Origin of the sequence: Nocardioides secundeburneus, assembly GCF_039939255.1 — a bacterium.
Taxonomy (GTDB): domain Bacteria; phylum Actinomycetota; class Actinomycetes; order Propionibacteriales; family Nocardioidaceae; genus Nocardioides.
Genome location: NZ_JBDUUE010000003.1, coordinates 102171 through 124352, shown reverse-complemented (window position 1 = coordinate 124352; position 22182 = coordinate 102171). Strand labels below are relative to the sequence as shown.

Sequence of the window (22182 nt, the reverse complement as noted above, 5' to 3'; positions counted from 1 at the left end):
CCCTCGCTGGTCGGGCCGCCGGGGACGGGATGATGGCGGCTCCGCGAGCGCGGGGTCTTCACCCTGGGGTGAGTTGCGGGCCCCGGGGGCGACCCGCAAGGGTGGAAACATGGTCGGACGCATTCCCGTCATGGACGTCCACCCGGTGGTGGACCTCGGACGGCTCCCCAGCAAGGCGACGGTCGGCGAGCCCTTCCCGGTCTCGGCGACGATCTTCAGGGAGGGTCACGACAGGCTCGGTGCCGAGGTGGTGCTCACCTCCCCGACCGGGGTGCGGCAGCCCCCGGTGCGCATGGAGAAGCTCGCCGACCCGGTCGACCGGCACCGGGCCTGGGTGACGCCCGACCAGCCGGGCGCGTGGACGTTCGAGGTGCAGGCGTGGTCCGACCCCGTCGCCACGTGGCAGCACGCGGCGGGGGTCAAGATCCCGGCCGGCATCGACGTCGAGCTGATGTTCACCGAGGGCCGCCTGCTGCTCGAGCGTGTGCGCGCCGAGGTGAGCGACCAGGCCGACGCCGCGGTGATCGACGGCGCCATCGCGGCGGCGTCCGACACGGCACGACCGGCCGAGGCGCGCCTGGCCCAGCTCGAGGCCGACGACGTCACGGCCGTGCTGCTCGCCCACCCGCTGCGCGAGCTGCTCACCGTCGCCGGTCCCTACCCGGCCTACGCCGACCGGCAGCGCGCCCTGTTCGGCAGCTGGTACGAGTTCTTCCCGCGCTCCGAGGGGGCCACGGTCGACCCGAAGACCGGCGCGGTCGTCAGTGGCACCTTCGCCACGGCGGCCGAGCGGCTCGAGGGCGTGGCCGCGATGGGCTTCGACGTGCTCTACCTGCCCCCGATCCACCCGATCGGCGAGGTCAACCGCAAGGGCCCCAACAACACCCTCACGCCCGGTCCCGACGACCCCGGGTCGCCCTGGGCCATCGGCAGCAAGGACGGCGGCCACGACGCCATCCACCCCGACCTCGGCACCTTCGCCGACTTCGACGCCTTCGTCGCCCGGGCCGGCGAGCTCGGCATCGAGGTCGCCCTCGACCTCGCCCTGCAGGCCGCGCCCGATCACCCGTGGGTCACCACGAACCCCGAGTGGTTCACGACGCGGGCCGACGGCACGATCGCCTACGCCGAGAACCCGCCGAAGAAGTACCAGGACATCTACCCGATCAACTTCGACAACGACCCCAACGGCATCTGCCGCGAGGTGCTGCGCGTCGTCAAGCTCTGGATGAAGCACGGCGTGCGGATCTTCCGCGTCGACAACCCGCACACCAAGCCGCTGGCCTTCTGGGAGTGGTTGCTGCGCGAGGTGCGCCGCACCGACCCCGACGTCGTCTTCCTCTCCGAGGCCTTCACCAAGCCGCCGATGATGCACGGCCTCGGCTCGGTGGGCTACCACCAGAGCTACACCTACTTCACCTGGCGCGTCGCTCGGTGGGAGATCGAGGAGTACCTGCGCGAGGTCAGCAGCGAGTCCGACCACGTGATGCGGCCGAACTTCTTCGTCAACACCCCCGACATCCTCCCCGAGCACCTGCAGTACGGCGGGCCGCCGATGTTCAAGATCCGGGCGGCGCTGGCCGCCACGAGCTCGCCGTCGTGGGGCGTCTACGCCGGCTACGAGCTCTACGAGCACGTCGCGGTGCGGCCCGGCAGCGAGGAGTACCTCGACTCCGAGAAGTACCAGATCCGCATCCGCGACTGGGAGGGCGCCGAGGCCGAGGGCCGTTCGCTGGCGCCCTACCTCACCCGGCTCAACGAGATCCGCCGCGCGCACCCGGCGCTGCAGCAGCTGCGCAACCTCACCATCCACGCCGCCGACGACGAGAACGTGCTCGTGTTCTCCAAGAAGGCGGACGACGACGTGGTCATCGTCGTGCTGAACCTCGACCCGCACGGCGCCCGCGAGACGACCGTGCACCTCGACATGCCGGCGCTCGGGCTCGACTGGACGGACTCCTTCGTCGTCCACGACGAGATCACCGGCGCCGACTGGACCTGGGCCGAGCACGACTACGTGCGGCTCGACCCGCACGACGAGCCCGCGCACGTGCTGACGATCAGGAAGGCCTGAGCATCCCCGTGACGACCACCGACCCCACGTCCGCCTCGCCCACCACGCCCGCCACGCCCACCTCCCCCGCGACGACCGAGATCGAGGTCAGCCCGGCCACCACGGGCGAGCCCGTCGACCAGCCGGTGCTGCCGGCCGAGCCCGGCGACCCGGTCAACCAGACCCCCGACTGGTTCAAGACGGCCGTCTTCTACGAGGTGATGGTCCGCAGCTTCCGCGACTCCAACGGCGACGGCACCGGTGACTTCAAGGGCCTCACCGAGAAGCTCGACTACCTGCAGTGGCTCGGCGTCGACTGCCTGTGGGTGCCGCCGTTCTTCACCTCGCCGTTGCGCGACGGCGGCTACGACGTCGCCGACTACACTGACATCCTCCCCGAGGCCGGCACCGTCGACGACTTCCACCACTTCCTCGACGAGGCCCACGCCCGCGGCATCCGGGTGATCATCGACTTCGTCGCCAACCACACCAGCGACCAGCACCCCTGGTTCCAGGCGAGCCGCTCCGACCCCGACGGCCCCTACGGCGACTTCTACGTCTGGTCCGACACCGACGAGAAGTACCAGGACGCGCGGATCATCTTCGTCGACACCGAGCCGTCGAACTGGACGTGGGACCCCGTGCGCCAGCAGTACTTCTGGCACCGCTTCTTCCACCACCAGCCCGACCTCAACTACGAGAACCCGAAGGTCCACGACGCGATCCTCGAGGCCATCTCGTTCTGGTTCGACATGGGCCTCGACGGCTTCCGGCTCGACGCCGTGCCCTACCTGTACGTCGAGGAGGGCACCAACGGCGAGAACCTGCCGGCGACGCACGAGTTCTTGAAGAAGGTGCGCTCCTACGTCGACGAGAAGTACCCCGGCAAGGTCCTGCTGGCCGAGGCCAACCAGTGGCCGGCCGACGTCGTCGACTACTTCGGCGACTTCGAGTCCGGCGGCGACGAGTGCCACATGTGCTTCCACTTCCCGGTGATGCCGCGCATCTTCATGGCCGTGCGCCGCGAGTCGCGGTTCCCGATCTCGGAGATCCTCGAGCAGACGCCGGCGATCCCCTCCGGCTGTCAGTGGGGCATCTTCCTGCGCAACCACGACGAGCTCACGCTCGAGATGGTCAGCGACGAGGACCGCGACTACATGTGGGACGAGTACGCCAAGGACCCCCGCATGAAGGCCAACATCGGCATCCGCCGCCGGCTGGCCCCTCTGCTCGACAACGACGTCAACCAGATCGAGCTGTTCAACGCGCTCCTGCTCTCGCTGCCGGGCTCCCCGGTGCTGTACTACGGCGACGAGATCGGCATGGGCGACAACATCTGGCTCGGCGACCGCGACGGCGTCCGGACGCCGATGCAGTGGACGCCCGACCGCAACGCCGGCTTCTCCTCCGCCACGCCGGGCAAGCTGTTCCTGCCCGCCATCCAGGATCCCGTCTACGGCTACCAGAGCGTCAACGTCGAGGCCCAGCTGGAGAACCCGTCCTCGCTGCTGCACTGGACGCGCCGGATGATCCACGCCCGGCGCCAGCACCCGGCGTTCGGCCTCGGCGAGTTCCGCGACCTCGGTGGCTCCAACGCCTCGGTCCTCTCCTACACCCGCGAGCACCAGGACGACGTCATCCTGTGCGTCAACAACCTGTCGCGTTTCTCGCAGCCGGTCGAGCTCGACCTGCGCCGCTTCGAGGGCATGACCCCGGTCGAGCTGCTCGGCGGCGTCGAGTTCCCCCGCATCGGCGAGCTGCCCTACCTGCTCACCCTCAGCGGCTACGGCTTCTACTGGTTCCGGCTCGTCGCGGGCGACCACGCCGACGAGGGGCAGCTGCTGTGAACCCCACGCCGGTCGACATCGACCTCAGCGTCTTCGCCCCCTACCTCGTGCGCACCCGGTGGTTCGGCGGCAAGGGCCGTACGTTCGAGGTCACCAGCGTGCAGCGTCTCGGCCAGCTCGGCGACGGCGCCCCGCGCGTCGACGTCCTGCTCGTCGAGCTGGTCTACGCCGACGGGGCCTGCGAGACCGAGCTCTACCAGGTCCCGCTGGCCTACTACGAGCACCCCGAGCACCGCATCGACCACGCCTTCGTCGGCTGGTGGGAGGACCCCGACCACGGATGGGTGCACGCCTACGACGCGCTGCACGACCGCGACGCCATGGCCCTGTGGCTGCAGGCCTTCGGACGCGCCGACGAGCGGCCGGGCGACGACGCCGGGCTCACGTTCCGCACCCTGCCGGGCCACGACCTCGACCTCACCGCGGTCGGCTCGTTGTTCAGCGGCGAGCAGTCGAACTCCTCGGTGCTCTTCGGCGAGGACTCCGTGCTCAAGCTGTTCCGCAAGATCACCCCGGGCGCCAACCCCGACATCACCACCCACGACGCGCTGACCCGGGCCGACTCCCCCGACGTCGCGCACCTCTACGGCTGGGTCGAGGCCGGCGACACCCACCTCGGCATGCTGCAGCAGTTCCTCCGCACGGCCACCGACGGCTGGGACCTCGCGCTGACCAGCGTGCGCAACCTCTACTCCGAGCCCGAGCTGTCCGCGAGCGACGCCGGCGGCGACTTCTCCGGTGAGTCGGGCCGGCTCGGCGACACGCTGCGCGAGGTGCACGCCCTGCTGCGTGAGCACTTCGACACCGGCACGGGCACGGCCCGCGCCACCGCTGACGCCATGCACGTGCGGCTCGACGCCGCGCTCGTGGCCGCGCCGGCGCTCGCCCCGCACGAGGCGGCGCTCCGCGCGGTCTTCGACGAGCTCGGCGACCTCGGCGAGCTCGCGGTGCAACGCATCCACGGCGACCTCCACCTCGGCCAGACGCTGCGCACCTCCACCGGGTGGAAGATCGTCGACTTCGAGGGCGAGCCGGCCAAGACCCTGGAGGAGCGGCTGCTGCCCGACTCCCCCTGGCGCGACGTCGCCGGCATGCTGCGCTCGTTCGACTACGCCGCGCACGCCGTCGACCGCCCCGACGGCGTCGGCGACGACGCGACCGGCACCGACCGCGGGGCGGAGTGGGTCGAGCTCAACCAGACCTCCTTCCTCCGGGCCTACGCCGGCGGCGACCTCACCGCCGAGCAGCGCACCATCGTCACCGCCTACACCGCCGACAAGGCGGTCTACGAGACCGTCTACGAGACCCGCAACCGACCCACCTGGGTGGAGATCCCCCTCAGCGCCGTCGCCCGCATCGGAGCCGCATGAGCCAGTCCGTCCCGCCCGTCCCGCCCGTCCCGCCCACCGGGCCCGCTCCGCTCGCCGTCCCGCGCGGCGAGCTCGACCAGGTCGTCCGCGGCGACCACGGCCACCCGCACGCGATCCTCGGGCCGCACCCCCACGACGACGGGTCCGCGGTCACCTTCCGCGCCCTGAAGCCCCTGGCCGAGTCGGTCGTCGTCCGGTTCGGCGACACCGACGTCCGGCTCGAGCACGAGCACGGCGGCATCTGGGCCGGCGCGGCGGCGATCTCCGACATCCCGGGCTACCGGCTCGTCGTCGACTACGGCCAGGGCGAGGTCGAGGTCGACGACCCCTACCGGTTCCTGCCGACGCTCGGCGAGGTCGACCTCCACCTGGTCAACGAGGGTCGCCACGAGAACCTGTGGGAGGTGCTCGGCGCGCGCGTGCACCGCTACGAGGAACCGCTCGGCGGCACGATCACCGGCACGTCGTTCGCGGTGTGGGCGCCGTCGGCGCGGGCCCTGCGGGTCAAGGGCGACTTCAACTCCTGGGACGGTCGCGAGCACCCGATGCGCCAGCTCGGCACCTCGGGCGTGTGGGAGCTGTTCGTGCCGGGCGTCGGCAGCGGCGCCTCGTACAAGTTCCTGGTGCTCGGCGCCGACGACGTCTGGCGCGAGAAGGCCGACCCGATGGCCTACGCCGCCGAGGTGGCGCCGAACACGGCGTCCAAGGTCTACGAGTCGACCCACACATGGGGCGACGACGCCTGGATGACGGCGCGCGCGCAGAAGAACCCGGTCGACGAGCCCATGTCGGTCTACGAGATGCACCTCGGCTCGTGGAAGCGTCACCCCGGCGGGCGGTTCTGGTCCTACGACGAGATGGCCGACGGGCTCGTGCCCTACCTCGCCGACCTCGGGTTCACCCACGTCGAGCTGATGCCGGTGATGCAGCACCCGTTCGGCGGGTCGTGGGGCTACCACGTCACCTCCTACTTCGCGACCGACTCGCGCTTCGGCGACCCCGACGGGTTCAAGCGCCTCGTCGACCGGCTGCACCAGGCCGGCATCGGCGTCATCCTCGACTGGGTCCCCGGGCACTTCGCCACCGACGAGTGGGCCCTGGTGAAGTTCGACGGCACGCCCCTCTACGAGGACCCCAACCCGCAGCGGGGCTGGCACCAGGAGTGGGGCTCGCACATCTTCAACTTCGGTCGCCCCGAGGTGCGCAACTTCCTCTACGCCAACGCCCTGTACTGGCTCGAGGAGTTCCACGCCGACGGCCTGCGCGTCGACGGCGTCGCCTCGATGCTCTACCTCGACTACGCCCGCAAGGACGGCGAGTGGCAGCCGAACGAGCACGGCGGCCGCGAGAACCTCGAGGCCGTGCAGTTCCTGCAGGAGATGAACGCCACCGTCTACCGGCGGGTGCCGGGCATCTGCACCATCGCCGAGGAGTCGACGTCGTGGCCCGGCGTGACCGGGCCGACGTCCGGCGGCGGCCTCGGCTTCGGGTTCAAGTGGAACATGGGCTGGATGCACGACACGCTCGACTACCTCGAGCGTGAGCCGGTGCACCGCCAGTGGCACCACCACGACCTCACGTTCGCGATCACCTACGCCTGGACCGAGAACTTCGTGCTGCCGCTCTCCCACGACGAGGTCGTGCACGGCAAGGGCTCCCTGCTGCGCAAGATGCCCGGCGACCGCTGGCAGCAGCTCGCGACGCTGCGCGCCTACTACGCCTTCATGTGGGCGCACCCGGGCAAGCAGCTGCTCTTCATGGGTGGCGAGATCGGCCAGGAGTCGGAGTGGGCCGAGTCGCGCGAGCTCGACTGGTGGCTGCTCGAGCACCCCGAGCACCGCGGCCTGTCCGACCTCGTGCGCGACCTCAACGCCGCCTACGTCGACACGCCCGCCACGTGGGCGGGCGACGTCTCCGAGGCCGGGTTCGAGTGGGTCGACGCCGACGACGCCGGGCGCAACACCTACTCGTTCGTGCGCCGCGCGCCGGCCGGCTCGGGCGAGCCCGACCTGGTGTGCGTGAGCAACTTCGCCGCCGTCCCCCACGACGGCTTCCGGCTGGGGCTGCCCGCAGCGGGGCTGTGGACCGAGGTGCTCAACACCGACGCCCACGCCTACGGCGGCTCCGGGGTCGGCAACCTCGGCTCGGTGCTCGCCGTCGACGGCGGTCACGGCTCGATGCCGGCGCACGCCGACCTCGTCGTGCCGCCGCTGGCGACGCTGTGGCTGCGAGGCCCCCGGCCGAGCGCCGGCTGACGGCGGGGGCGCCGACGGCGTCCCCCACGCAGGGCGACCAGCACGCCGGCGACCATGACGACGGCGCCGGTCGTCTCGGCGGCGTTGGGCGTCTGCCCGAGCAGCACCGCCGCCGACGCCATCGCCGTGACCGGAGCCAGCAGCACCCACGGAACGACGGACGCCGACGGGTTGCGGCCGAGCAGCGTGGTGAAGATGCCGTAGCCGACGAACGAGGCGAGCACGACCGTGTAGGCCGTCGACAGCCCGGCCTGCCAGCCGAACGCGCCGAGCCCGTCGGCGACCGCCCCCGGGCCGTCGACCACGAGCGACAGCGCGAGCAGCGGCACCGGGACGACGACCGCCGACCACACCGTGAGGGCCAGGCCGCCGGGGGCACCCGAGGCCCGGGCCAGCACGTTGCCGACGCCCCACGACAGCGCACCGAGCAGGCACAGCACGAGCGCGGTCACCGTCACCTCGCCACCGCGGCCGAGCGCGACGACGACGAGGCCGGTCGAGCCCAGGACGACGCCGCCCGCCTGGGTCGCCGTCGGCCGCTCCCCCAGCACGCCGGCGGCGATCAGCACCGTGAAGAGCACCTGCGCCTGCAGCACCAGGGCGGCCAGCCCGGGCGGCAGGCCGGCGCCCATCGAGACGTAGAGGAAGCCGAACTGCCCGAGCGACATGCACGCCCCGATGCCGGCGAGGGTGCGCCACGGCAGCTGCGGCCGCGGCAGCCAGAAGACCATCGGCAGCACCACGAGGGCGAAGCGGATCGCGGCGAACAGCAGCGGCGGGACGCCGTCCATGCCCCAGTCGATGACGATGAAGTTGAAGCCCCAGATCGTCGCGACCAGGGCGGCGAGGAGGCAGTCTCGGCGGCTCACGGGGTCCAGCCTGACGGTCGCCACCGTGAAGGACCAGCAATGCCTTCTGCCGCTTTCGCGGTAGCGTTGCTTCATGATCGACCTCCAGGCCGTCGTCGCCCTGCGTGCCGTGGACACGCACGGCTCCGTCGTCGGCGCCGCCGAGGCCCTCGGGTTCACCCCGAGCGCGGTGAGCCAGCAGGTCAAGCGCCTCGAGCGCCAGACCGGCGTCGCGCTGCTCGAGCGGGTCGGTCGCGGCGTCGTCCTGTCGCTGCCGGGGCGACTGCTCGTCGACGCCGGCACGTCGGTGCTGCGCGACCTCGAGCAGGTGCAGGCCGACCTGCACCGCACCGCCGGCGGCGTCGCCGGGCACCTGCGCGTCGGGGCGTTCTCGACGGCGATGCGCGGCCTGGTCGCCCCGGTCGCCCGCGACCTGCTCGCCGCCCACCCCGACCTCTCCCTCCGGCTCGTCGAGCGCGAGCCGTGGGACGCCATCGCCGACGTCGCCGCAGGCCGGCTCGACCTCGGCCTCGTGCACTCCTGGGGCGACGTGCCGATCGAGGTGCCCGACCACCTCGAGCGCGTCGACGTCGGCTCCGACCTCGCCGACGTCGTCGTGCACCGCGACCACAGGCTCGCCGACCGCCCGCACGTGACGCCGCACGACCTCGTCGACGAGGGCTGGGTCGCCACCCCCGAGGGCACGATCTGCCGCCAGTGGCTGGGCCGCATGTACGACGGCACCGGACGCCGTCCGCGCATCGCGCACGAGGCGATGGAGTTCGAGTCGCACCTCGCCCTGGTCGCGGCCGGGCTCGGCATCGCCCTGATCCCGCGCATCGGCCGCGCCCCGCTCGGCGCCGACCTCGTCGCCGTCCCGGCGGTCGACCCGACCCCGACGCGCTCGATCGTCGCGGTGCATCGGCGGAGCATGGGGGCCTCGCCGGCCGTGACCGCGGTCGTGGCCTCGCTCACCGCCGCGTCGCCCGGACGACGGCCCGACGACCGCGATGACTAACCTGGCAGCGTGAGCGAGCCGTCGACCCTGACCGACGGGACGGTGACGCTCCGACCGCGGGCGGCCTCGGGCTCGAGCGCCTTCGACGTCGAGACCGACGGCACCGTCGTCGGCACCGTCGAGGTGCGGGTCGACGACGACGGCGCCGGGCAGCTGACCTACGCCCTCGACGCCGACCACCGCGGGCGCGGCTCGGCGACCCGCGCCGTCCGGGTCGCCGTCGACTGGGCCCTGACCGACGAGGGCGACGGCGGCCTCGGGCTCAGCCGGGTGCAGGCGGTGGTGCCGAGCTCGCACGAGGCCGCGCTGCGCGTGGCCACGCGCTCCGGGCTGCGGCGCGAGGGCGTGCGCCGTGTCGTCGCCGCCGACGGCGAGCTCGTCGTCCTCGCCCGCCTGGCCACCGATCCCCCGTTGTCCGAGCCGGGTGCGTTCCGCGCCCTGCTCAACTCGTTCCTGCCCCGCAAGCGGGCCATCGGGCAGATGCTCGTGCGCGACGAGGCCGGCCGGGTGCTCTGCTGCCACCTGACCTACAAGCAGGACTGGGACCTGCCCGGCGGCGTCGTCGAGGTCGGCGAGTCGCCGCAGGTCGCGGTGGCCCGCGAGCTCGTCGAGGAGCTCGCGCTCACGATCCCCGCCGGCCGGTTGCTGCTCACCGACTGGCTGCCCCCGTGGAGCGGCTGGGACGACGCGCTGTGCCTCGTCTTCGACGGCGGCGTCCACGCGTCGTCCGTCGTCGAGCGGATCGTCCCCCAGGCGCGCGAGATCCGCACGGCCGAGTTCCTCACGGCCGACGAGGTGGTCGAGCGCTGTGCCGACTTCACCGCGCGGCGCATCACGGCCGCGCTGGCGGCCCTCGACGGTGGCGCCGCCTACACCGAGAGCGGGCGCTGAGCGCTCAGCGAGCCCGCCGCGCGACGGTGGCCAGCAGCGCCGCACCGCCGAGCAGGACCGCCGAGCAGAACACGACCGCCGCGTTCCAACCGGTCGCCACCGAGTCGCCGACGTGCGTGGCGATGATGACCGTGACCGTGACGCCGACGGCCGCCCCCACGTAGCGCGCGGTGTTGTTGGCCCCGCTGCCCATGGCGGTGCGGTCGGGGGGCACGTTCGCGACGGCCTCACGCCCGAGCACGGCGTTGAGCAACCCCGTGCCGAGGCCCGTCGCGACCATCACGACGGCGAGGCGCCACACGCCGGAGCCCGCCCCGAGTCCGAGCCCGGTGAGCTGGGCGAGGCCGACCGCGGTCAGCAGCACGGCGACCCCGCGCGGCCCGGCGAAGGTCCAGGGCAGTCGCCGCAGCGACAACGACGTGACGACGCTCGTGCCCGCCCACAGCGCGGCGAGCCCGGCCGACGACCACACCCCCGCGCCCAGACCGACCTGCGCGACCGTCGGGGTCAGCGAGGACAGCCCGATCATGCTGATGCCGAGCACGAACGAGCCGAGGGTGGCGGCCACGAACCCGGGGTCGCGGAGCAGGGCCGGGTCGAGCAACGGCTCGGCCACGCGCCGCTCGACGCGACCCAGCGCGGCGACGGCGACCGAAGCCACCACCGCGAGCAGGACGACGACCGCGTCGACGCCGTCGCGGACCTCGGTCAGCGCGGCGACCAGCGCGGTCATGGCCACCACGAGCAGCACCAGCCCCGGGACGTCGACGCGTCGCGGGTGCTCGGCCCACGATGCACCCAGACGCGACGAGAGCGCCACGAGCCCCAGGGCGGTGACGGCGTGGACGACGTACACCTCGCGCCAGCCGGTGCCGACCTCGCCCACGGCGGCGGTGAGCAGGCAACCGGTGGCGATGCCGAGCCCGACGCTGGCTCCCCACAGCGACGTCGCGCGCAATCGCTCCGGCCCGGGCGGGTAACGCGCGGCGAGCAGCGAGAGCCCGCAGGCGAGCACCGCGGCCCCGCCCGCGCCCTGGACCACCCGACCGGCCACGAGCACCGCGGTGTCGGGAGCAGCAGCACAGGCGAGTGCGCCGAGGGCCAGGAGCGCCAGGCCGGCGTCGTAGGCCACGCGGCGGCCGAACCGGTCGCCGAGGACGCCGCTGACCAGCAGCGCGGCCGCGAGGCCGACGCTCATCGAGCTGAGGATCCACGCCCGTCCGCCCGCGCCCGCGCCGAGGTCGCCGGCCGTGGCCGGCAGCGCGACGATCGGCGCGACGTAGGCGACCAGCACCAGCGTGGTGCCCAGTGCCACGGGGAGCAGCGGTCGCGCGAGATCGGTCGGTTTGATTTCCAAACTTACGACCGTGAGACTAGCAGGGTGACCGACCGCCGCATCCGGCTCGACGACCTCCCCGGCCGCCCGTGCCCGGCCGCCGCCGCCCTCGAGCTCGTCGGCGAGCGCTGGTCGCTGCTCGTCGTCCGCGAGCTGTCGTTCGGCGTCACCCGGTTCGGCGACATCGTGCGCGGCACCGGCGCCCCCCGTGACCGCGTCGCCGCGCGGCTGAGGTCGCTCGAGGACGCCGGCGTCGTCGAGCGCACGCCCTACCAGCACGCCCCCGTGCGGTGGGACTACCGCCTCACGGCCGCCGGCCGCGACCTGGTGCCCGTGCTCGACGTCCTCGTGCAGTGGGGCCGGCAGCACGCCGTGGAGCGCTGAGCCCGACGTCGACCTACGCGCGCGACTGCTTCACGAACGCCTGCGCGCGCTCGTCGGGCAGCAGGTCACGCACCAGTGCGGTGGCGCCGGCGATCGCGGCGGGCATCATGACGACGCCGCCGAAGGGCACCAGGAAGCAGGCCTGGCAGACCATGCCGAACCCGTGCACCCGGCGCCGGTGCGGCTCGAGGAACCGGGCTTGTGCGGCCTTGTCGAAGCCCCGGGCCGCGAGGGGGTTCTCCACGAGGTCGCGGGCGAGCATGCGGCCCGAGAGCGCGACGCCGAGGGCCAGGGCCAGCACCGGGCCGACGACCGGGACGAACCCGCTGGCCAGCACCAGCAGCGCGATGCCGAGCCCGACGAGCATCAGCTTCAGCCCGTCGCGCACCGACTCCCAGAAGCCGAACCCGTCACCGAGCTCGACCGGGCCGAGGAGGTCCTCGGCGCCCCGCCACACGCGCTCGTAGAACGGGTCGCCGACGGTGAGCGTGATCCCGGTGAACGTCGCGGTCCACAGCAGCACGGCCGCCACCACGACGGCGATCGCCAGGCCCCAGCGCAGGAGGTCGCGCAGCGGGTCGGGCCAGCCGTCGGCGAACGGGGTGAGCCAGGCGGTCACGCCGCCCAGGTTGAGCACCAGCAGCACGAACAGGCCGGCGAGCACGAGCCAAACCAGGAACGCCGGCACCATCCCGAGCACGAACAGCCCGGGCCGGCGGCGCAAGAGCTGCCACCCACGGCCGAGGAAGGCCGCGCCGTCGAGGTAGTCGCGCACCACGTGCCCCGGCCTGCCGCGGCTAGAACAGCGCGGAGGCGAGGTTGCGCCGCGCGGCGAGCACCAGGGGGTCGTCGTTGCCGACGGCGGCGAACAGCCCGATCAGGTGCTCGCGGGCCCGGTCGCGCTCCTTGTCGCTGGTGACCCGGACGAGCTCGACGAGCCGCGCGAACGCCTCCTCGGCCCGGCCCTCGGTGAGGTCGACGTCGGCCGCGAGCGTCTGCGCGTCGACGTCGGTCGGGGCGGCGTCGGCCGCGGCCTTGGCGGTCGCGGCGTCGACCGACTGCGTGCGCTGCCAGACCTTGGCCATCGCCAGGCCGGCCGCGGCGCCGTGATCGGCCGGGTTGGCGTCGACGAGCCGCTGGTACTCGGCGACGGCGGCGTCGACGTCGTTGCGGGCGAGGGCGTCCTCGGCCGCGGCGTAGCGCGGGTCGACGGCCGGCTCGTCGTCGTCGCCGACCGGCGCCGACGGCGCGAGCGGCTGGTGCCGTCCGCTCACGCCCTGCGCCGTGAGCTGCTGGCCGAGCTGGTTGAGCAGGGCGCTCAGCTCGTCGGCGGGCACGACGCCCGGGATGGGCTGGGTGACCGGGCGGCCGTCGAGGAGCACGAGCAGCACGGGGATCTGGGTGATCTGCAGCGCCTGGCCGACCTCGGGCGCGGTGTCGAGGTCGACGAGCCCGGCCAGGAACCGGCCCTCGTACTGCTCCACCAGGGCGCCGACGTCCTGGGCGTAGGTGAGGCTCTCGGGCGATCGCGAGGCCGAGTAGACGACGAGGAGCACCGGCGCGGTCATCGAGGACTCGACGACCTGCTGCATCGACTCGACCGTCACGTGCACGGTGTAGGCGCCGGCGTCGCCCGAGGCCGGCGCGCTGCCGGCGGGGGACGACGGGGCCTGGCGGGGTGCGGCCCCACCGGCAGGCTGCTTGAGCGCCGAGAGGTCGATGGCGCCACGACGGGAGAACGGCTGCTGCGACATGCTCGCAATCCTAGGGACCACCACGACCCGGCGGTGAGCGAGGTGCGGACGCAGCGAGCCTCGAGATCCTCCGGTGGGCCCACGCGTTCACCCCACGTTCGCCGACGCCGTCCGCCGCCCGTGGCAGGCTGAGTCGCATGACGACGCTTTCTCGGGCGCGCGTGGCCGCGCTGACCTCTGCCCTCGCCCTGGCCGCCGGACTCCTGGTCGCCGGACCGGCCGACGCCGGCCGCCACCACATCTCCGGTCACGGCTCCGGTCACGGTCACGGCGCCCAGCAGACCGTCCGTTTCCAGACCTTCAACGCCTCCCTCAACCGGGCGGCGGCCGGCCAGCTCGTCAGCGACCTGTCGACGACGATCGACGCCCAGGCCGCGTCGGTCGCCGAGATCGTGCAGCGCACGCGGCCCGACGTCCTGCTGCTCAACGAGTTCGACTACGTGCCCGACCGGCGTGCGGTCGACCTGTTCCGCAGCAACTACCTCGAGCGCGGCCAGAACGGCGCGAAGCCGATCTCCTACCGCTACTCCTACGTGGCGCCGTCCAACACCGGCGTGCCGAGCGGCTTCGACCTCGACGACAACGGCACCGTCGGGGGCGGCAACGACGCCTACGGCTTCGGCGACTTCGAGGGCCAGTACGGCATGGTCGTGCTCAGCCGGTACCCGATCGACTACCGCCAGGTCCGCACGTTCCAGACCTTCAGGTGGGCCGACATGCCCGGCAACCTGATCCCCACCGACTTCTACTCCCCCGAGGAGCAGGCCGCGCTGCGCCTGTCGAGCAAGAGCCACTGGGACGTGCCGGTGAAGATCGGCCGCGAGACCGTCCACTTCCTCGTCTCGCACCCCACGCCGCCGACCTTCGACGGCCCGGAGGACCGCAACGGCCGGCGCAACCACGACGAGATCCGCTTCTTCGCCGACTACGTCGAAGGCGGTAAGGCCGCGCGCTACGTCTACGACGACCGCGGACGCCGCGGCGGCCTGGCTCCCGGTGCCCGGTTCGTCATCGCCGGCGACCAGAACGCCGATCCCCTCGACGGCGACTCCGTCGACGCCGCGATCGACCAGCTGCTCGACCACCCCGCGATCCGCGACCCGCGCCCGACGTCGGACGGCGGGCCCGAGGCCGCGGCCCTGCAGGGCGGCGCCAACGCCACCCACGAGGGCGACCCGCGCTACGACACCGCCGACTTCGCCGACAGCCCGGCGCCAGGCAACCTGCGCGCCGACTACGTGCTGCCGTCGAAGCGGGGCCTGACGGTCCGTGACGCGGGGGTGTTCTGGCCGGTGCGGTCCGACCCGCTCTCGCGGCTGACCGGGGTGTTCCCGTTCCTGTCGTCCGACCACCGCGCGGTGTGGGTCGACCTGCGCGTGCGCTGACCCGGCGTCAGCGGTCGTCGATCCCGGCGAGCAGGAGGTCGGCGGCCGCGTAGGGATCGGACTCCCCCACCGCCACGGCGGCCGCGAGGTCGTCGAGCTCGTCGCGCTCACCGACCTGCGTCCAGCGGGCCCGGAGGGCGGCGACCGCGATGGCCTCGACCTCGGCCCGCGCCCGGCGCTCGCGGCGACGCTGCAGCTCGCCGGTCTTCTGCGACCAGGCGCGGTGCTCGGCCAGCGCGTCGACGACGGCCGGCACGCCGTCGCCCGACTGCGCCGTCGTCGAGAGGATCGGCGGGTTCCAGGCACCCTCGCGGCGGTCGGCGAGCGCGAGCATCGAGCGCAGGTCGCGAGCCACCTGCGCGGCACCGTCGCGGTCGGCCTTGTTGACGACGTAGACGTCGCCGACCTCGAGGATGCCGGCCTTCGCGGCCTGGATGCCGTCGCCCATGCCGGGCGCGAGCAGGACCATCGTGGAGTCGGCGAGACCGGCGACCTCGACCTCGCTCTGCCCGACCCCGACGGTCTCGACGAGCACGACGTCGTAGCCGGCGGCGTCGAGCACGCGCACGGCCTGCGGCGTCGACCACGACAGCCCACCGAGGTGGCCGCGGGCGGCCATGGAGCGGATGAAGACGCCGTCGTCGTCGGCGTGGTCGCCCATGCGGACGCGGTCGCCGAGCAGGGCGCCGCCCGAGAAGGGCGACGACGGGTCGACGGCGATGACGCCGACCGTGCGCCCCGCTTGGCGCAGGGCCCGGACCAGCGCGTTGGTCGACGTCGACTTGCCGACGCCGGGGGCGCCGGTGACGCCGACGACCTGCGCCCGCCCGGTGTGCGGGGCGAGCGCCGCCATGACCTCCCGCAGCGCGGGCGAGGCGTCCTCGACGAGCGAGATCAGGCGCGCGACGGCCCGGGGCTCACCGCCCCGGGCCCGCGCGACGAGGTCGGGCACGTCGACCCGACGACGGGCCACGTGCGACTAGGCCTGCGGCACACGCACGATGAGCGCGTCGCCCTGACCGCCGCCACCGCACAGGGCTGCGGCACCGACGCCGCCGCCGCGGCGCTGCAGCTCGAGCGCGAGGTGCAGCACGACGCGGGCGCCCGACATGCCGACCGGGTGGCCGAGCGCGATGGCGCCGCCGTTGACGTTGACCTTCGACTCGTCGAGGCCGAGCGAGCGGGCCGACTCGATGCCGACGGCGGCGAAGGCCTCGTTGAACTCGACGAGGTCGAGGTCCTTCGGGTCGATGCCCTCCTTGGCGCAGGCCTTGGCGGTGGCGTTGGCCGGCTGCAGCTGCAGCGTGGAGTCGGGGCCGGCGACCATGCCGTGCGCGCCGATCTCGGCGAGCCAGGTGAGGCCGAGCTCCTCGGCCTTGGCCTTGCTCATCACGACGACGGCGCAGGCGCCGTCGGAGATCTGTGAGGCGGAGCCGGCGGTGATGGTGCCGTCCTTGGCGAAGGCCGGACGAAGCTTGCCGAGCGAGTCAGTCGTGGTGTCGCCGCGCACGCCCTCGTCCTGGCTGACCACGACCGGGTCGCCCTTGCGCTGCGGGATCGAGACCGGCACGACCTCGTCGTCGAAGATGCCGTTCTTCCACGCCTCGGCGGCCTTCTGGTGCGAGCCGGCGGAGAACGCGTCCTGCTCCTCGCGGCTCAGCTGGGTGCCTGCGGAGTTGCACTGCTCGGTGAGCGCCCCCATGGCTTGCTGGGTGGCCTGGTCGAACAGCGCGTCGTAGGCCATCGAGTCGACGAGCGTGGTGTCGCCGTACTTGAAGCCCTCACGCGACTTGGGCAGCAGGTGCGGGGCGTTGGTCATCGACTCCATGCCGCCGGCCACGATGACGTCGGCCTCGCCGGCGCGGATCATCTGGTCGGCCGTGGCGATGGCGTTGAGGCCCGACAGACAGACCTTGTTGATGGTGATCGAGGGCAGCGAGAGCGGCAGGCCGGCGGCGATGCCTGCCGTGCGCGCGGGGTTCTGGCCGGCGCCGGCCAGGATGACCTGGCCCATGATCAGGTAGTCGACCTGGTCGCCGTCGACGCCGGCCTTCTCCAGGGCTCCCTTGATGGCCACGCCGCCGAGCTCGGCCGCGGACAGGGACTTCAGGCCGCCGAGGAGGCGACCGATCGGCGTGCGCGCCCCGGCGACGATGACGGATCCGGACATGAGTGCCTCCACTGGCTGGAACGGGACCTTTCATCGCAGGTTACCGATCGTTCACCACCCGGTGCGAGGTGTCCGGCGAGGCGCACGTCACACCGACGGGGCGCGCGATGCGCACCATGATGTCGGCCATGAGCCTCGACATCCCCGCCCACCTGTTCACCGCGATCGACCACGTGGGCATGGCCGTGCCCGACCTCGACGAGGCCATCGCCTTCTACCGCGACACGTTCGGCATGACGCTCGCGCACGAGGAGACCAACGAGGAGCAGGGCGTGCGTGAGGCGATGATGGCGGTCGGCGACTCCGGCTCGCACGTGCAGCTGCTCGCGCCTCTCTCGGAGTCCTCGACGATCGCGAAGTACCTCGACCGCAACGGCCCCGGCTGCCAGCAGGTGGCCTACCGGGTCACCGACGTCGAGCAGGTCAGCGCCGTCCTCCGCGAGCGTGGCCTCCGCCTGCTCTACGACGCGCCCCGGCGCGGCACCTCCGACTCGCGCATCAACTTCGTGCACCCCAAGGACGCCGGCGGCGTCCTCGTCGAGCTCGTGGAGCCAGGCCCGCAGTGAGGCAGCGAGGCACGAGCGGCCTCACATCGCGGGCACGGGTCGAGCAAGCGCAGCGACCGAGGCACGAGGTCGCGAAGCGCGTCGAGACCACCGCAGCCCCAGAACGGCTCGACCCCCAGCCCGGGTGACGTCGAGCACACCGCCCCCACCTCGCCGTTACCCGCCGGTACGGTGCCGCGAGGTCGACGTCCGACCACCCTTGACGTACAGGAGTCCGTAGCCGTGCAGCACATCCTCGACGCCATCACCGCCGGCCAGGCCGGAGACGCCACCGAAGCCGACTTCGCCGCCCTCGCGCTGCCCGAGTCCTACCGGGCCGTCACGGTCCACAAGGACGAGGTCGACATGTTCGAGGGTCAGGCCTCGCGCGACAAGGACCCCCGAAAGTCCCTGCACGTCGAGGACGTCGCCCTGCCCGAGCTCGGCCCGGGCGAGGCCTACGTGGCCGTGATGGCCTCCGCCATCAACTACAACACCGTCTGGACCTCGATCTTCGAGCCGGTCTCGACCTTCGGCTTCCTCGAGCGCTACGGCCGCGTCTCGGAGCTGACCAAGCGCCACGACCTGCCCTACCACGTCGTCGGCTCCGACCTGGCCGGCGTCGTGCTCAAGACCGGGCCCGGCGTCACCGCCTGGAAGCCGGGCGCCGAGGTCGTCGCGCACTGCCTCTCGGTCGAGCTCGAGGACCCCGCCGGTCACGACGACTCGATGATGGACCCCCAGCAGCGCATCTGGGGCTTCGAGACCAACTTCGGCGGCCTGGCTCACATCGCGCTCGTCAAGTCGAACCAGCTGCTGGCCAAGCCCGACCACCTCACCTGGGAGGAGGCCGCCTCCCCCGGCCTGGTCAACGCCACCGCCTACCGCCAGCTGGTCTCCAAGAACGCCGGACAGATGAAGCAGGGCGACAACGTCCTCATCTGGGGCGCCTCGGGCGGCCTCGGCGGCTTCGCGACCCAGTACGCCCTCAACGGCGGCGCCAACCCGATCTGCGTGGTCTCCAACGAGGACAAGGCCAACATCGTGCGCTCGATGGGCGCCGAGATGGTCATCAACCGCTCCGAGGAGAACTGGAAGTTCTGGAACGACGACAACACCGCCCAGGACCCCAAGGAGTGGCAGCGCCTCGGCAAGAAGATCCGCGAGCTCACCGGCGGCGAGGACATCGACATCGTCTTCGAGCACCCCGGCCGCGAGACCTTCGGCGCCTCGGTCTACGTGACCCGCAAGGGCGGCACGATCACCACCTGCGCCTCGACCACCGGCTTCATGCACGAGTACGACAACCGCTACCTGTGGATGAACCTCAAGCGCATCGTCTCCAGCCACTTCGCCAACTATCGCGAGGCCTACGAGGCCAACCGCCTCATCGCCCAGGCCAAGATCCACCCCACCCTGTCGCGCACCTACCCGCTCGACGAGGTCGGCCAGGCCGCGCTCGACGTCCACCACAACCTCCACCAGGGCAAGGTCGGCGTGCTGTGCCTGGCCCCCGAGGAGGGCCTCGGCGTCCGCGACCACGAGAAGCGGGCCACCCACCTCGACGCGATCAACCGCTTCCGCGGCGTCTGAGGGGCACCCGACCTCCAGCACGACCCCAGCACGACCCCAGCGCGGCCCGAGAGCCACCTGAGACGACTTTCACCGACGTCTCAGGTGGCTCTCGTCGCGCCGGGGTGTGATCGGGCCCCCGGATCAGGGAGGATGAGGCCCTGCCACTTCCCGGCAACCTTTCCCGCTGTGCGGGGGTCGTACCACCGTTGTGCGGCCGTCCCGCGTCCCGACCCGAACGAGGTAACCCCCGAATGAGCGATCGAGGCCTGTCCATCTTCGACGAGGAGCCGGACGAGGCCACCTCGGGCACCCGCAAGGCCGGCACGACCTCGGGCGACCCCGACGGCGAGCGCACCCAGGTGATCCCTGCGGCGAGCGCGACCGAGGCAGGGGCCACCCAGGCCCGGCCCTCCGCCCAGCACGCGCCGCCGCAGCCCGGCCGCCCGGTGCTGCCGCCGGCCGCCGGCGCGCCCGGCTCGCAGGGGGCCACCACCGCGGCGCAGAGCACGTTCCCCGTCGTCCGCCGCAACGGCTACGACCGCGCCGCCGTCGACGCCCGGGTGCGTCAGCTCAGCAGCGAGAAGGCCGGGCTCAGTGCAAGCCTGACCGAGTCCGAGCAGCGGGTGCTCGACCTGGAGAAGCGGCTCGACGACCTGCAGGTGCAGCTCGACGAGCAGAAGTCGCCGACCTACGCCGGGCTCGGCGGGCGCGCCAGCACGATGCTGCGACTCGCCGAGGAGGAGGCCGACGAGATCCGCGCCGCCGCGCAGCGCGACGCCGTCGACATCCGCGCCCAGGCCGAGCGCGACGCCAAGGCGGCTCGCGCCGAGGGCCTCAAGGAGCTCGAGGACATGAAGGTCGTCCAGCTCCGCGAGATCGACGAGACCCGTTCGCGCGTCGCGGCCGACGCCGAGCAGGAGCGCACCCTGGCCAGGAGCGAGGCCGCCGACATCGTCGCCGCAGCCCGGCGCGAGTCCGATCAGCTGCGTCTCGCTGCCCAGCAGGAGACCAACGAGATGCGCACCGGCGCCCAGCGCGAGGTCGAGCAGGCCCGTGCCGCGGCCGACCGCGAGGTGCAGGAGGCGCGGCGCACGCTCGCCGTCGAGAAGGAGCGGTTGGCCCGCGAGGCCACCGACCACCACAACTCCGCGGTCGCCGAGACCAAGCGCCTGGTCGAGGAGGCAGAGCGTCGGGCCGAGGCGGCCGAGCAGCGTGCCGCCGCCGCCACCCAGCAGGCGACCGAGAGCCGGGCCGCGTCGGCCGCCGAGGGCGAGGCCGTCGTCCAGCGGGCCAAGCGCGAGGCCCAGCAGATCGTGGCCGCGGCCAACCAGAAGGCCGAGGCCATCTCGACCGCGAGCGACGACGCCGCGGCCCGCGAGATCGCCGCCACCCGCGCCGAGCTCGACCGCCTCACCAAGCGCCGCGACTCGATCACCGCCCAGCTGGCCTCGCTGCGCGACGTCGTCGCCGGCTTCGGCGGCGACGACTCGGCCGAGCCCGCTGACTCCGCCGACTCCGCCGACAGCACCCCCGCCAAGGGCGACGGTTGAGTCCTGACCCGGTCCCGGTCGGCGGCCCCGACGACGTCGAGGCCGCCGCCGACCGGGCGGAGGACGCCGCCGAGCGGGCCGAGGAGTCGGCGGAGATCGCCACCGCCGCGGCCCGCACCGCGGCCCGCGTGGCCGACGTCGACGACTTCGGCGAGCCTGGCCTGCCCTTCGACAAGCGCAACCCGTTCTACCTCGGCTTCGTCGGCGCCCTCGGCGCGCTGACGGCGTGGTTCATCTTCGAGGCGATCGTGGGCATCGGCTCGGTGCTGATGCTCGTCGTCGTCTCGCTGTTCCTCGCCTGCGGCCTCCACCCGGCCGTGGTCTTCCTCGAGCGTCGCGGCCTGCGGCGCTCGCTCGCGTGCGCGGCCGTGATCGTCGGGGCCCTCGCCGGGCTCGCCCTGTTCGTCGTCGCCCTGGTCCCGGTGATCACCGACCAGGTCGCGGCCCTCACGGCCAACGTGCCGGGCTGGCTCGACGAGCTCGAGGAGAACCGCAAGGTCCAGGAGTTCAACGACGAGTACGACGTCATCGACCGGGTCAAGGAGTACGTCGCCAACGGCGACTTCGTCTCCGGTCTGTTCGGCGGCGCGCTGGGCTTCGGGCTCAAGATCGTCTCGGCGTTGTTCAACGCCTTCGTCGTGGTCGTGCTGACGCTCTACTTCCTGGCCTCGCTCGAGACGACGAAGAACGCGCTCTACCAGCTCGCACCGGCCTCGCGTCGCGACCGGGTCTCGCGGCTGGGCGACCGGGTGATCCGCAACATCGGCGGCTACGTCTCCGGGGCCTTCGTCGTCGCCCTCTGCGCCGGCCTGTCGTCGCTGGTGTTCCTGTTCGTCGTCGGCCTCGGCGAGTACGCGGTGGCGCTGTCGTTCGTCGTCGCGCTGCTGAGCGTGATCCCGATGATCGGGGCCACCATCGGCGCGGTGATCGTCAGCGCGATCGCGTTCGCCACCGACGTCAACGCCGGCATCGCGTGCGTGATCTTCTACGTGATCTACCAGCAGGTCGAGAACTACGTCGTCTACCCGCGCGTGATGAAGCGATCGGTCGACGTGCCCGGCGCGGTCACGGTGATCGCCGCCCTGGTCGGCACGGCGCTGCTCGGCGTCGTCGGCGCGCTGCTGGCCATCCCGGGGGCGGCGGCCATCCTGCTGATCTCGCGCGAGGTCATCGTCAAGCGCCAGGACGAGCGCTAGTCGCG

The 22182-nt window shown here is 72.7% G+C and carries 18 protein-coding genes; 12 read left to right on the top strand and 6 right to left on the bottom strand.

Annotated features, from left to right (window positions below):
* Positions 1–109 precede the first annotated feature (109 nt).
* Genes ABFT23_RS08710 through glgB form a run of 4 tightly spaced genes read left to right on the top strand, consistent with a single transcriptional unit; the run spans position 110 to position 7525 of the window.
* Positions 110–2074, top strand: coding sequence for an alpha-1,4-glucan--maltose-1-phosphate maltosyltransferase (locus ABFT23_RS08710; RefSeq protein WP_347894255.1), 1965 nt, complete (start codon positions 110–112; stop codon positions 2072–2074).
* Positions 2075–2082: 8 nt separating this feature from the next.
* Positions 2083–3900: a maltose alpha-D-glucosyltransferase gene (treS, locus tag ABFT23_RS08705; protein WP_457623179.1), complete on the top strand. Its 1818-nt coding sequence runs from the start codon at positions 2083–2085 to the stop codon at positions 3898–3900.
* Positions 3897–5270 carry a maltokinase N-terminal cap-like domain-containing protein gene (locus tag ABFT23_RS08700; RefSeq protein WP_347894253.1) on the top strand — a complete coding sequence of 458 codons (1374 nt, stop codon included), beginning with the start codon at positions 3897–3899 and terminating at the stop codon, positions 5268–5270. Before treS ends, ABFT23_RS08700 begins: the two co-directional genes overlap by 4 nt.
* Complete coding sequence (glgB, locus tag ABFT23_RS08695; protein WP_347894251.1) at positions 5267–7525, top strand: 1,4-alpha-glucan branching protein GlgB; 2259 nt, start codon at positions 5267–5269, stop codon at positions 7523–7525. Before ABFT23_RS08700 ends, glgB begins: the two co-directional genes overlap by 4 nt.
* Here the strand turns inward: glgB and ABFT23_RS08690 are convergent.
* Positions 7438–8394: an EamA family transporter gene (locus ABFT23_RS08690; RefSeq protein ID WP_347894249.1), complete on the bottom strand. Its 957-nt coding sequence runs from the start codon at positions 8392–8394 to the stop codon at positions 7438–7440. The genes glgB and ABFT23_RS08690 overlap by 88 nt on opposite strands.
* 73 nt (positions 8395–8467) lie before the next feature.
* On the opposite strand from ABFT23_RS08690, the gene ABFT23_RS08685 reads away from it, so the two are divergent.
* Both ABFT23_RS08685 and ABFT23_RS08680 read left to right on the top strand, forming a co-directional pair.
* Entirely contained in the window at positions 8468–9391 is a 924-nt protein-coding gene (locus ABFT23_RS08685) for a LysR family transcriptional regulator (protein WP_347894247.1), read from the top strand.
* Between the two features lie 9 nt (positions 9392–9400).
* On the top strand, positions 9401–10282 hold the full coding sequence (locus ABFT23_RS08680; RefSeq protein ID WP_347894245.1) for an NUDIX hydrolase: 882 nt from the start codon (positions 9401–9403) through the stop codon (positions 10280–10282).
* A gap of 4 nt (positions 10283–10286) precedes the next feature.
* Here ABFT23_RS08680 and ABFT23_RS08675 read toward each other — a convergent pair whose 3' ends face one another.
* On the bottom strand, positions 10287–11639 hold the full coding sequence (locus ABFT23_RS08675) for an MFS transporter (protein WP_457623176.1): 1353 nt from the start codon (positions 11637–11639) through the stop codon (positions 10287–10289).
* Positions 11640–11663: 24 nt separating this feature from the next.
* Between ABFT23_RS08675 and ABFT23_RS08670 the strand changes: the two genes are divergently transcribed.
* Positions 11664–12002: a winged helix-turn-helix transcriptional regulator gene (locus ABFT23_RS08670; RefSeq protein ID WP_347894241.1), complete on the top strand. Its 339-nt coding sequence runs from the start codon at positions 11664–11666 to the stop codon at positions 12000–12002.
* Positions 12003–12015: 13 nt separating this feature from the next.
* Here the strand turns inward: ABFT23_RS08670 and ABFT23_RS08665 are convergent, their stop codons facing one another.
* Both ABFT23_RS08665 and ABFT23_RS08660 read right to left on the bottom strand, forming a co-directional pair.
* Positions 12016–12780, bottom strand: coding sequence for an EI24 domain-containing protein (locus ABFT23_RS08665; RefSeq protein WP_347894240.1), 765 nt, complete (start codon positions 12778–12780; stop codon positions 12016–12018).
* A 19-nt stretch (positions 12781–12799) separates the two neighbouring features.
* A complete protein-coding gene (locus ABFT23_RS08660) occupies positions 12800–13756 on the bottom strand; it encodes a tetratricopeptide repeat protein (RefSeq protein WP_347894239.1) in 957 nt (318 codons plus the stop codon).
* Positions 13757–13893: 137 nt separating this feature from the next.
* On the opposite strand from ABFT23_RS08660, the gene ABFT23_RS08655 reads away from it, so the two are divergent.
* Complete coding sequence (locus ABFT23_RS08655; protein ID WP_347894238.1) at positions 13894–15141, top strand: endonuclease/exonuclease/phosphatase family protein; 1248 nt, start codon at positions 13894–13896, stop codon at positions 15139–15141.
* A gap of 7 nt (positions 15142–15148) precedes the next feature.
* On the opposite strand, the gene meaB is transcribed toward ABFT23_RS08655, so the two are convergent.
* The gene (gene meaB, locus ABFT23_RS08650) at positions 15149–16114 is read right to left on the bottom strand and encodes a methylmalonyl Co-A mutase-associated GTPase MeaB (protein ID WP_347894236.1); all 966 of its coding nucleotides are present in this window, start codon (positions 16112–16114) and stop codon (positions 15149–15151) included.
* 6 nt (positions 16115–16120) lie between these two features.
* A complete protein-coding gene (locus ABFT23_RS08645) occupies positions 16121–17311 on the bottom strand; it encodes an acetyl-CoA C-acetyltransferase (protein ID WP_347894234.1) in 1191 nt (396 codons plus the stop codon).
* 119 nt (positions 17312–17430) lie between these two features.
* Here ABFT23_RS08645 and mce point away from each other — a divergent pair, with 119 nt between their 5' ends.
* The 4 genes from mce to ABFT23_RS08625 all read left to right on the top strand — a co-directional run bounded on the left by mce (position 17431) and on the right by ABFT23_RS08625 (position 22177).
* Positions 17431–17877, top strand: coding sequence for a methylmalonyl-CoA epimerase (gene mce, locus ABFT23_RS08640; RefSeq protein WP_347895063.1), 447 nt, complete (start codon positions 17431–17433; stop codon positions 17875–17877).
* Between the two features lie 222 nt (positions 17878–18099).
* A complete protein-coding gene (ccrA, locus tag ABFT23_RS08635) occupies positions 18100–19449 on the top strand; it encodes a crotonyl-CoA carboxylase/reductase (protein ID WP_347894232.1) in 1350 nt (449 codons plus the stop codon).
* 233 nt (positions 19450–19682) lie between these two features.
* Positions 19683–20981 carry a coiled-coil domain-containing protein gene (locus tag ABFT23_RS08630; protein ID WP_347894230.1) on the top strand — a complete coding sequence of 433 codons (1299 nt, stop codon included), beginning with the start codon at positions 19683–19685 and terminating at the stop codon, positions 20979–20981.
* Positions 20978–22177 (top strand): AI-2E family transporter, encoded by a 1200-nt coding sequence (locus ABFT23_RS08625; RefSeq protein ID WP_347894228.1) that lies wholly within the window; start codon positions 20978–20980, stop codon positions 22175–22177. Before ABFT23_RS08630 ends, ABFT23_RS08625 begins: the two co-directional genes overlap by 4 nt.
* Positions 22178–22182 lie beyond the last annotated feature (5 nt).

Excerpts from the sequence above, each read along its gene's own strand:
- ABFT23_RS08685 (WP_347894247.1), top strand. The coding sequence starts at position 8,468 with ATGATCGACCTCCAGGCCGTCGTCGCCCTGCGTGCCGTGGACACGCAC.
- glgB (WP_347894251.1), top strand. The coding sequence starts at position 5,267 with ATGAGCCAGTCCGTCCCGCCCGTCCCGCCCGTCCCGCCCACCGGGCCC.
- mce (WP_347895063.1), top strand. The coding sequence starts at position 17,431 with ATGTCGGCCATGAGCCTCGACATCCCCGCCCACCTGTTCACCGCGATC.
- ABFT23_RS08710 (WP_347894255.1), top strand. The coding sequence starts at position 110 with ATGGTCGGACGCATTCCCGTCATGGACGTCCACCCGGTGGTGGACCTC.
- ABFT23_RS08630 (WP_347894230.1), top strand. The coding sequence starts at position 19,683 with ATGAGCGATCGAGGCCTGTCCATCTTCGACGAGGAGCCGGACGAGGCC.
- ABFT23_RS08655 (WP_347894238.1), top strand. The coding sequence starts at position 13,894 with ATGACGACGCTTTCTCGGGCGCGCGTGGCCGCGCTGACCTCTGCCCTC.
- ABFT23_RS08660 (WP_347894239.1), bottom strand. The coding sequence starts at position 13,756 with ATGTCGCAGCAGCCGTTCTCCCGTCGTGGCGCCATCGACCTCTCGGCG.
- ABFT23_RS08645 (WP_347894234.1), bottom strand. The coding sequence starts at position 17,311 with ATGTCCGGATCCGTCATCGTCGCCGGGGCGCGCACGCCGATCGGTCGC.